The sequence below is a fragment of the Microbacterium sp. p3-SID336 genome, assembly GCF_025143365.1.
In the GTDB taxonomy this organism is placed as follows: Bacteria; Actinomycetota; Actinomycetes; order Actinomycetales; family Microbacteriaceae; genus Microbacterium.
In genome coordinates, this window is sequence record NZ_JALXPE010000091.1 from 1 (window position 1) to 10,573 (window position 10,573).

At 71.1% G+C, this 10,573-nt stretch carries 11 protein-coding genes; 1 reads left to right on the forward strand and 10 read right to left on the reverse strand.

The annotated features are described in order from the left end of the window. Nucleotides 1–8: 8 nt before the first annotated feature. The 10 genes from M3C17_RS18140 to M3C17_RS18185 form a co-directional block, all read right to left on the reverse strand. Nucleotides 9–926: an ABC transporter substrate-binding protein gene (locus tag M3C17_RS18140; RefSeq protein WP_259979455.1), complete on the reverse strand. Its 918-nt coding sequence runs from the start codon at nt 924–926 to the stop codon at nt 9–11. Nucleotides 927–971: 45 nt separating this feature from the next. Beyond that, a complete protein-coding gene (locus M3C17_RS18145) occupies nt 972–1,697 on the reverse strand; it encodes an ABC transporter permease (RefSeq protein WP_259979456.1) in 726 nt (241 codons plus the stop codon). Next, the gene (locus M3C17_RS18150; RefSeq protein ID WP_259979458.1) at nt 1,694–2,386 is read right to left on the reverse strand and encodes an ABC transporter permease; all 693 of its coding nucleotides are present in this window, start codon (nt 2,384–2,386) and stop codon (nt 1,694–1,696) included. The genes M3C17_RS18145 and M3C17_RS18150 overlap by 4 nt, the downstream gene beginning before the upstream one ends. Then, complete coding sequence (locus M3C17_RS18155; RefSeq protein WP_259979459.1) at nt 2,383–3,243, reverse strand: ABC transporter ATP-binding protein; 861 nt, start codon at nt 3,241–3,243, stop codon at nt 2,383–2,385. The genes M3C17_RS18150 and M3C17_RS18155 overlap by 4 nt, the downstream gene beginning before the upstream one ends. Before the next feature lie 41 nt (nt 3,244–3,284). Beyond that, nucleotides 3,285–3,587 (reverse strand): DUF427 domain-containing protein, encoded by a 303-nt coding sequence (locus tag M3C17_RS18160; RefSeq protein WP_259979460.1) that lies wholly within the window; start codon nt 3,585–3,587, stop codon nt 3,285–3,287. A gap of 133 nt (nt 3,588–3,720) precedes the next feature. Next, nucleotides 3,721–5,157 carry an NAD(P)/FAD-dependent oxidoreductase gene (locus tag M3C17_RS18165; RefSeq protein ID WP_259979461.1) on the reverse strand — a complete coding sequence of 479 codons (1,437 nt, stop codon included), beginning with the start codon at nt 5,155–5,157 and terminating at the stop codon, nt 3,721–3,723. A gap of 132 nt (nt 5,158–5,289) precedes the next feature. Next, on the reverse strand, nt 5,290–5,871 hold the full coding sequence (locus tag M3C17_RS18170; RefSeq protein WP_259979462.1) for a biotin transporter BioY: 582 nt from the start codon (nt 5,869–5,871) through the stop codon (nt 5,290–5,292). 93 nt (nt 5,872–5,964) lie between these two features. After that, on the reverse strand, nt 5,965–6,960 hold the full coding sequence (locus M3C17_RS18175) for an alcohol dehydrogenase catalytic domain-containing protein (RefSeq protein ID WP_259979463.1): 996 nt from the start codon (nt 6,958–6,960) through the stop codon (nt 5,965–5,967). Nucleotides 6,961–7,113: 153 nt separating this feature from the next. Further along, entirely contained in the window at nt 7,114–8,217 is a 1,104-nt protein-coding gene (locus M3C17_RS18180) for a lactonase family protein (protein WP_259979464.1), read from the reverse strand. A gap of 11 nt (nt 8,218–8,228) precedes the next feature. After that, entirely contained in the window at nt 8,229–9,515 is a 1,287-nt protein-coding gene (locus tag M3C17_RS18185; protein ID WP_259979465.1) for an adenylosuccinate synthase, read from the reverse strand. 146 nt (nt 9,516–9,661) lie between these two features. Here M3C17_RS18185 and M3C17_RS18190 point away from each other — a divergent pair, with 146 nt between their 5' ends. Continuing rightward, entirely contained in the window at nt 9,662–10,357 is a 696-nt protein-coding gene (locus M3C17_RS18190) for a Pr6Pr family membrane protein (protein ID WP_259979466.1), read from the forward strand. Nucleotides 10,358–10,573: the final 216 nt, after the last annotated feature.

Consider the following 10,573-nt stretch of genomic DNA (forward strand, 5'->3'; position numbering starts at 1 on the left):
ATGTCAGGTCAGACGAGGTCGTTGTCCGTCAGCCACTGCTTGGCGATCTCCTCCGCCGACTTCTTGTCGACCGTGCTCTGCACGTTGAGGCCGACGAGCTCCTCGGCGGTCAGCTTGGCGCTGATCTCGTTGATCACGTCGGCGATCTCGTCGGCCACGTCGCTGGAGGCGATGGGGACCACGTTGGACGCCAGGATGATGTTCTCCGGGTCCTCCAGCGCCACGATCTCCTCGGTCTGGAAGGCCGGGTCGGCCGAGTAGATGTCGGCCACCTGGATCTCGCCCGCCAGCAGCGACTCGAGCGTGGTCGGGCCGGTCGCGGAGAACCCGAGGTCGACGCCGTACACCTCCTTCGCCGCCGCCGGACCGTAGGGGCGCTGCTCGAACTCGGGCGCCGCGCCGATCGTGACCGGGGTGGTCACGTTCGCGAGGTCGGCGATCGTGGTGAGGTCGTTCTCCTCCGCGAAGCTCTTCAGCACCGTATAGGTGTCCTGGTCGGACGCCTCGGCGTAGTCGAGCGCGGTGAGGCCGTCGGGCAACGCGTCCTGAAGGGCGGCGTAGACGTCTTCCGGGCTGGTGGCGGTCGCGTCCTTGTCGAGGTACTCGAGCAGGTTGCCCGTGTACTCCGGGAACAGGTCGATCGCGCCCGACTCCACATCGGGCATGTACGCGTCGCGCTGCCCGATGCTGAACTGCTCCTCGACGTCGAAGCCGGCCGCGGTCAGCGCCTGGGAGTAGATCTCGGCGATGATCTCGTTGGAGTAGTACGCCTGCGAGCCGATGACGATGGTGTCGCCACCGCCGGAGCCGGACTCCTCGGTCGGCGTGTCGAGCGGGTTGCTGCTGGTGCAGCCGGCGAGGACCAGCGCGGTGGCGACCGCGGCGGCGCCGGCGAGGGCGAAGCGTGAGGTGCGTGCGGTGAACATGGGACTTCCTCTTCTCTGGGGCGTACGGATGCTGTGGATGTGAGGTCAGGCGGGGGCGGGTGCCGGTGCGGAGGCTGCGGCGCGGGCCCGTCGCCTCTGGGGCCGGGAACGGACACCCTGCGGGACGGCGGCGTGCTGGGCGAGCGCGAGCAGAAGGTCGACCAGCAGCGCGAGCACGGCGACGAGGATCGCGCCGCCGAGCACCTGGTCGAAGCGGCGCAGCGGGATGCCCTGGATGATCGGCCACCCCAGCCCGCCGAGGTTCACGTAGGCGGCGATCGTGACCGTGGCGATCACCTGCAGCAGTGCCGAGCGGAGGCCGCCGACGAGCAGGGAGAGGCCGAGCGGCACCTCGACCTTCCAGAACACCTGCCACTCGGTCATGCCCATGGCCCTGGCCGCGTCGAGCACGCGGCGATCGATCGCCTCGAGGCCGGTGTAGGCACCTGCCAGCAGTGAGGGGATGGCGAGCAGCACGAACGTGATGATCGCGGCGAGCGGGGTGCGCAGCACGCCGAGGAGCAGCACCAGCAGCACCATGAGGCCGAACGACGGGATCGCGCGCGCGGCTCCGGAGACGGCGACCGCGATCTCCCTGCCCCGGCCGGTGTGCCCGATGAGCCACCCGAGCGGCACGGCGATCACGGCGGCGATGACGACCGAGACGACCGTATAGAAGATGTGCTGGCCGAACAGCACGGGGAGGGCGTACGGTCCCACCCACCGGTCGGGCGAGAACAGCCAGGCGAAGGCCTCGGCAAAGAGGTTCATGCGGCCGATCCCATCGCCGCGGTGCGACCGACGGCCGCCTTCGTCGCCGTCTTCGAGACGGCGCGGGTCCACGGCATCAGCGCCCGGCCCGCGAGCAGCAGCAGGAGGTCGACGACGAGGGCGATCACGACGACGGCGACCACGCCAGCGAACACCTCCTCGATGATGCGGCGCTGCAGCCCGTCGGTGAAGAGGTAGCCCAGGTTGCGCACACCGATCAGGATGCCCACCGTGGCGAGCGAGATGGTGCTCACGGCGGTGACCCGGAGTCCTGCGAGGATCACGGGCCCGGCGAGCGGGAACTCCACCGCCCAGAACCGACGGAACGGGGCGAAGCCGGTGGCCGTGGCCGCCTGGCGCACATCGTCGTCGACCGAGTCGAGTCCGTCGGCGACCGCGCGCACGAGGATCGCGACCGCGTAGATGGTCAGCGCGATCACCAGGTTCGGCTCGCTGATGGCCGAGTACCCGAGCACCGCCGGGAGCAGGATCAGCAGCGCGAGCGAGGGGATCGTGTAGAGCAGCCCGGTGAGCGCGATGATCGGGCCGCGCACCAGGCGGTACCGCCACGCCACCCACCCCAGCGGCAGAGACAGCACGAAGCCGAGCACGATCGGCACGACGCTCTGCCGCAGGTGCGCCACGGTGAGGTCGAGAATCAGCCCGAGGTTGTCGACGACCCAGTTCACGGGGCCGCCTTCGCCGTGCTGTCTTCGCCCATAGGGGCCTCCGGCGCATCCACGATCGCTCCCTGCGTGCGCCCTTCGGAGTCGACGACGACCGTGCCCCGCGGCGTGTGCTTGAGGTGCAGGGCCCTGCGCCCGCGGTCGGCGCCGATGAACGCCGACACGAACTCGTCCGCGGGGTTCTCGATGATCTCGCTCGGGCTGCCCACCTGGACCACCCGCGCCCCCTTATCGAGGATCACGACCTGATCGCCCAGCAGGAACGCCTCGTCGATGTCGTGCGTGACGAACACGACGGTCTTGTCGAGCTCGTGCTGCAATCGCAGGGTCTCCTGCTGGAGGTCGGCGCGCACGATGGGGTCGACGGCGCCGAAGGGCTCGTCCATCAGCAGGATGTTCGGGTCGGCGGCGAGCCCGCGCGCCACGCCGACGCGCTGCTGCTGACCCCCGGAGAGCTGGCTCGGGTAACGGTCCGCCAGCGCCTGGTCGAGACCGACTGTGGTGAGCAGCTCCCTGGCGCGCTCATGCGCCGCCGCCCTCTTCACGCCGTTGAGCCGCAGCACCGTGGCGACGTTGTCGATCACCGTGAAGTGCGGCATCAGCCCGGAGTTCTGCATGACGTAGCCGATGCGGCGGCGGAGCGCGACCGGGTCTCCGGTCAGCACGCTCTCCCCGTCGATCTCGACGTCGCCCGAGGTGGGCTCGACCATGCGGTTGATCATGCGCAGCAGCGTGGTCTTGCCGCAGCCGGACGACCCCACGAACACGGTGGTCTTGCGCGAGGGCAGCACCAGGCTGAAGTCGTCGACCGCGAGGGTGCCGTCGGGGAAGCGCTTGGTGACGTTGCGGAACTCGATCATGCGGGTCTCTCCGTCGGTCGGACGATGCGGGCGCGGGCGACTCAGGCGGAGACGTCGACGCCGGGGGCGAAGGCGACGTAGCCGGAGAAGTCCTTGCCGACGCGATCGAACGCCGACGGGTACGGGTGCGGGTAGGACCAGGCGAGGTCCTTGTGGAGTTCGCCGCCGGCCTGCACCGAGTAGTACTGGCACTCGCCCTTCCACGGACACGTGTACGGGGTGGGGCTCTCGACGAGCGCGTCCGGCGCCACCGACGCCGGCGGGAAGTACCAGTTGCCCTCGATGCGGATGAGGTCGCTCTCGTCGGCCTCGGCGATGACGGTTCCTGCGAGTACAGCCTTCATGGTCCTGCCTCCTCGGATGTGGGTTCGAGCGTATAAGACGGGTACGACATCGCCGCGGGCCTTGCGGACGTTGTCGTCAATATGGGAAACAATCCTGACCCTGTTCGACACCGCGTCGCGATCGGATTGCGACTCAGGCCGAGTCTCGCCCGTAGCCCTCCAGGAGCCGCAGCCAGATCTCGCTGATGGTGGGGTAGGACGGCACCGCGTGCCAGAGCCGGGCGATCGGGATCTCGCCCACGATCGCGATCGTGGCAGCCTGCACGAGCTCGGCGACCTCGGGGCCGACGAACGTCGCACCGATCACGACGTCGCGGTCGGTGTCGATCACGAGCCGCGCCTGCCCGGCGAAGCCGTCCTCGTACAGACTGGCCCCTGCCACCCCTCCGAGGTCGTAGTCGACCACCTGCACGGGCGTACCGGCCTCGCGCGCCGCCGCCTCGGTGAGCCCGACCGAGCCGACCTCGGGGATGGAGAAGGTCACCTGCGGCACGGCGGCCTGGTCGGCCGTGGCCACGTGACGGCCCCACGGCGCATCGTCGATCTCCGCGCCCTTCGCCCGCGCCGCGATCACGTCTCCCGCCGCACGCGCCTGGTACTTGCCCTGGTGCGTCAGCAGCACGCGGCCGTTCACGTCGCCGACCGCATACAGCCAGTCGTGTCCGGGGACGCGCAGCGTGTCGTCCGTCTCGATCCACCGCCCCGGCTCCAGCCCGACCACGTCGAGGCCGATGTCCGCGCTGCGCGGGGAGCGACCGGTCGCGACGAGCACCTCGGCAGCCGTGACCTCCTCGCCGCCGTCCAGCGTGACGGTGACACCGCCCTCGTCGCGGCGCACGGAGGTCGTGCCGGTGTCGGTGCGCACATCCACCCCGAGCTCGCGCAGCCCGGCGGCCACGCGCTCGCCCGCGAACGGCTCCATGCCTCCCAGCAGCCCACTGCGGGCGAGCAGCGTCACGGTCGAGCCGAGCGCGGCGTACGCGGTGGCCATTTCGACCGCGACGACGCCGCCGCCGATCACGACCAGGCTCTCCGGCAGCTCCTCGGCGCTGGTGGCCTCGCGGCTGGTCCACGGCGAGGACTCACGCAGACCCTCGATCGGCGGGATCACGGCATCCGATCCGGTGCTGATCGCGACCGCGTGTCGTGCGCGCAGCACGCGGGTGCCCCCGTCGGCATCCGTGACGGTCACCTCGCGCTCGCCCGTGAGCCGTCCGTGGCCGCGGGCCAGGTCGATGCCGGCGCCCTGAAGCCACTGGACCTGTCCGTCGTCCGACCAGTTGCTGGTGAAGGAGTCGCGGCGCTCGAACACGGCACGCACGTCGAGGGTGCCGGTCACGGCCTCGGCTGCTCCTGCGACGTGCTGGGCGGCGCGGAGCGCCTGTGCCGAGCGGAGCAGTGCCTTCGAGGGCATGCAGGCCCAGTAGGAGCACTCCCCGCCGACCAGCTCGCTCTCGACGATGACGGCGGTGAGCCCGCCCTGCACGGCACGATCGGCCACGTTCTCGCCGACCGGACCCGCGCCCAGCACGATCAGGTCGTATTCGTCCGTTGTCTTCTCGGCAGTCATGGGTCGTCTCTCTCCGTCGACCGCGTCGCGCTGCCCGCGTCGGTCGCGGAGCCCGCGTCGGTCGGCACGGTCAGTCTTGCTCAAGACGAACGTCGAGTCACGGGTGAGTTGTTCCCGCCACGCCGATTCCGGTCAGGCCGGCACCGGCTCCTGCCTGGTCGGGCGATCGGCGAACGCCCGCGGATACGCGCGGCGGAGCGCCACGACGACCAGTGTGGCGGCCGTCACCTTGATGAGGTCGCCGGGGAGGAACGCGAGGGTGGACAGGGCCGTCAGGTCGAGCGGCACTCCCGTGACCAGGGCCTGCACCGGGATGCCGAACGCGTAGACGACCAGCACGCCGCCGACGAGGGCGGCGAGCGCGGCCCGCCACCAGGTCGGACGACCGGTGCGCATGATCAGGCCGATCACGATCACGCCCGCGACCCAGCCCAGCAGGTATCCCGCCGTGGGGCCGACGAAGACGCCGAGGCCGCCGCGACCGCCCGCGAGCACCGGCAGCCCGACGGCGGCGAGCACGAGCACGAGCAGGATCGACCACGGGGCGATGCGGGGTCCGAGCACGAGGCCGGCGAGCATCACGCCGAGCGTCTGCGCCGTGATGGGCACGCCGCCGGGGAGCGGGACGACGACCGTGCCGAGCACGATGACGAGGGCGGCGAACACGGCCACCCGGCCGAGGGTGGCGCTGGTGTCGCGAGGGGTGGAGGTCATCGGGCATCCTTCCTGAACGGTGTTCACCTGAACACCGTTCAACAGAGTAGGGAATGCGACGGCCCGCGCGCAATTCCCCCAGCTCCCGGTCGCTCAGTCCGACGGGATCAGCACGACCTTCCCCCGCTGCCGCCGCTCCGCGATCGCATCGTGCGCCGCAGCGGCGTCCGCCAGCGGATGCTCGTGCACCGGCGGAGCGACCCGCCCTTCCGCCACCGCGGCCACGGCGCGACTCTCCAGCGCACGCAGATCGACCCTCCGCCCGAGCGGCACGGTCACCGTCAGCGCCCGCTGCAGGAGGTCAGCGGTGTCGACCTGCAGCGCCGTGCCGCTCGACCAGCCGATGATGACGACCCGCGCCCCCCGGTCGAGCGTCTCCAGCGCCGCGCGCCCCGTCGCCCCGCCGACGCCGTCGACGAGCAGGGTCGGCCGACGCTCACCCAGCCATGCGCCCATCCGCTCCGGCCACGCGTCGTCCGTCGCGTCGAGCGCGAGGAAGCGCACGCGCGCACCGTCGAGGTGCCGGGGCAGCGCTTCCACCACGTCGCGCTTGGCCTCACCCCCGTACAGGGCGACCACGGTCGCGCCGGCGGCAAGCGCCAGCTGGGCGACCTGGCTGCCGAGCCCGCCCGAGGCACCGGGGATCACGACCACGTCCTCCGCGACGACCAGTGCGACGTCCCACACCAGTTGCGCCGTGCGCCCTGTGCCGATCGCGGCGACCGCGGCGGGGAACGCGACCGTGTCCTCGATGCGATGCAGGGCGCTCGCCGCCGCCAGGGCGTACTCGGCGTAGCCGCCGCTGCGGAATCCGACGTGCGCGACCACGCGGGCGCCGCGCCACCCGTCGTCCGTCTCCGGCCCCACGGCATCGACCACACCCGCCACCTCGCGGCCCGGCGTCATCGGCAGCGTCGGGCGCGGCATCGAGGGCGGGGCGTCGTCCTGGCGGATGTGCAGGTCGACCGCGTGCACACCGGCCGCCGCGACACGGATCCGCACCTCGCCGGGCCCGGGCTCGGGAAGCGGAACGTCTTCGATGCGCAGCACGTCGGAATCGCCGAACTCGCGCTGCACGATCGCCTTCATGCGTCCACTCCCTCTCGGATGAGGGCATGCGTGGAACGGGGGACGGGAGGCGGGCCGGCCGGGTACGCCGGAGCCGTGGGGAGGGTCGTGTCGATCATGAGCACGACGCTAGAACCTCAACAATGGTTGAGGTCAAGTCCGGCGTGGGCGGAGTCAGCGGATGTGGAGGATGCGCGTGGGAGCGGGCGCCTGCGCCTCGTGCCGTACGCCGAGCGGAGCCCCCGTGCGCTCATCGAGATCGAGCAGGGTCACGGTGTCGGAGCGCTGCCCCGCGACGAGCAGCTTGCCCTCGTGCACCAGGTGATGGCGCGGCCAGTCGACACCCGAGTCGGCCAGAGCGACCGGCTCCAGGGCCTCACCGCTGCCGCGCACGCGGAGCGCCGCGACGGTGTTGCTGCCCCGCAGCGCGGTGTAGAGGAACTGGCCGTCGCGCGTGCGGGCGAGCTCGGCCGGGAAGTCGGCGCCGGCCTGGGCGATCGGGCTCGCGACGGTGGACGAGACCACGGCCCAGGTGCCGTCCGCCGCCTGCGCCAGCGTGAACACCTCGCACGAGAGCTCGGTGACCACGTGCAGGTGACCGCTCGGATGCATGACCATGTGCCGGGGACCGGTGCCCTGCGGCAGCACCACCTCCTGGTCGAGCACGAGCCCGCTCCCGCCCAGGCGCCAGAAGCGCACCAGGTCATAGCCGAGGTCGGTCGACGCCAGCCGTCCGTCGGTGAGGAAGACCGCGGAGTGGGCATGCGACGCGCGATCAGGGCCGCCGTGCGGATCGGTCGCCGCGACACCGTCGCCCGGGGGCGTGGGAGCCGGAGCCTCGGGGTCCGACTCGCCGAAGAGCGCCGCCCGGAGCGCGGCCGCCGCATCCTCCTTCGCCGGCACCAGGCGCCCGTCGGCCGCGATGCCGTAGCGCACCACGCGGCCGTCGCCGTAGCAGCTCGCGATCAGCGTGCCGCCGTCCGGCGAGACCGCCACATGGCACACGCCGTCGCCCGTCGCCACCGGCCCGCCCAGCGGTGTCAGGGCCGTCTCCCCCGTGCGGGCGAAGGCCTGCACGGCCGCGTCGTCCTCCAGCGCGGCGTAGACCACGTCGAGCGTCGGGTGAGGCTCGATCCACGACGGCGAGGAGGTCTGCGTGACCGGGCCGCGGTACGCGAGCGTCGTGGCCTCGCGGCCGCTGTCGCCCGCGAGCACGCCGATGCCCTCTGCGGAGCCGTCCATCGTGGGGCCGTAGCCGCCCAGCCAGAAGCGCGTCACGGTCGCACCGTTCAGTCGAGCAGGTCGTGCCGCACGATCACCTGATCGCGCTCGGGGCCGACGCCGATCACCGAGATACGGGTGTTGCTCATCTCCTCCAGCGCGAGCACGTAGTCCTGCGCGGTCTGCGGCAGGTCCTCGAACGTGCGGGCGGTGGAGATGTCCTCGCTCCAGCCGGGGAAGTACTCCAGGATCGGCTTCGCGTGGTGGAAGTCGGTCTGGTTCACCGGCACCTCGTCGAACCGCTCGCCGTCGACGTCGTAGGCCACGCACACGGGGATCTTCTCGAGCCCGGTCAGGATGTCGAGCTTGGTCAGCACCAGGTCGGTGATGCCGTTGATGCGCGTGGCGTAGCGCGTGATCGGGGCGTCGTACCAGCCGACGCGGCGAGGGCGCCCGGTCGTCGTGCCGAACTCGAAGCCCTGCTTGCGCAACCACTCGCCCTGCTCGTCGAACAGCTCGGTCGGGAAGGGGCCGGAGCCGACGCGCGTCGTGTACGCCTTGACGATGCCGACGATGCGATCGAGCGCACCGGGACCCACGCCGGAGCCGGTCGACGCGCCGCCCGCGGTGGCCGAGGACGACGTGACGAACGGGTAGGTGCCGTGGTCGATGTCGAGCATCGTCGCCTGGCCGCCCTCGAACACGACGACCTCGCCGCGGCCCAGAGCCTGGTCGATGAGGTAGCCCGTGTCGGCGACCATGGGCCGCAGCCGCTCGGCGTAGGAGAGCAGATCGTCGACGATCTCGTCGCACGTGACCGCACGGCGGTTGAAGACCTTCACCAGGAGGTGGTTCTTCTGGTCGAGGGCGCCCTCGACCTTCTGGCGCAGGATGTTCTCGTCGAAGAGGTCCTGCACGCGGATGCCGACGCGGTTGATCTTGTCGGCGTAGGCCGGTCCGATGCCACGGCCCGTCGTGCCGATGTTGCGCTTGCCGAGGAACCGCTCGGTCACCTTGTCGAGCGTGCGGTGGTACTGCGTGATGATGTGCGCGTTGGCGCTCACCTTGAGCCGCGACACGTCGATGCCGCGCGCCGACAGCGCCTCCAGTTCGGAGAACAGCACCTCGAGGTCGATGACCACGCCGTTGCCGATGACGGGGTTGACGCCGGGCGACAGGATGCCGGAGGGGAGCAGGTGCAGCGCGTACTTCTCGTCGCCGACGACCACCGTGTGGCCGGCGTTGTTGCCGCCGTTGAACTTCACCACCCAGTCGGTGCGCTCACCGAGAAGATCGGTGGCCTTGCCCTTTCCTTCGTCGCCCCACTGCACGCCGACGATCACGATTCCTGGCATGGGTTCTCCCCTGCTTTCGCCGGGTTTGCACCGGCCGATGAGCTGGCCCTCTTCGGGCGGTCCCATCCTATCGGGAGGCCTCCGACGCCCTTCCCGACGCGGTCGGGCACGCGCGACGTGCCGCTACAGTGTGGCTCGGAGGCGAGATGACGACCTGGTGGCCCTACGCACGACTGGTGGCAGCCGCACTGGCGGTCGCCGCGATCCTCGCACAGCTGACGCGCACGCTCGAGATCGCCCTCGCCGCCGAGACCCCGTGGGGCGCGCACCTGCCGACCGTGGTGGCGAACTTCTTCAGCTTCTTCACGATCCTCTCCAACGTGCTGGCCGCCGTGGCTCTGGCCGCGGGCGGGATCTGGGGCCTGATGCGGCGTGATGCACGGGTCGAGCCGCGCGGGCTCGCGGTGCTGCTGGCGTGCGCGAGCACGTACATGATCGTGACCGGCATCGTGTACAACACCCTGCTGCGCGGCATCGAGCTGCCGCAGGGGGCGACCGTGCCGTGGTCCAACGAGGTGCTGCACGTGGTGATCCCGCTGCTGATGCTGCTGGATGCCGTGTTCGCGCCCCGGCGCCGCGCGCTGCCGTGGAGCACGGTCGCGGTCGCCGCGGTGTTCCCGATCGTGTGGGTGGTGTACACGCTGCTGCGCGCGGGCACGGTCGTCTCCCCCGGGACGGGCGAGGCGGGCTGGTACCCCTACCCCTTCCTCGACCCCCGGCTGAACGGCGGCTACGGCGGGGTGGCCCTGTGGGTGCTGCTGATCGCCGCGATCATCGTGGGAACGGCGGCGCTGGTCGTGTGGATCGGCAGACGCCGCGCCCTCCGCGCCACCCCCGCCTGAGCCCGTGACGCGCGGGCGGAGCGGCGTCGTTCCGCCGGTCCGACCCGACGGTCGAATCATCCGGGTGAGCGGTTCCTCGCACTCTTGTCACCGGTGTCTGATGAGTGGCACGCTACATGCGTCGTCGTCATTGGGTGCAGTGGCGGTGACGCCGGAATCCGTGCTTAACCCCGCCAAGTACGGCTTCCGGGCGAAGTGCTCTCGCGTCGCCAGGGG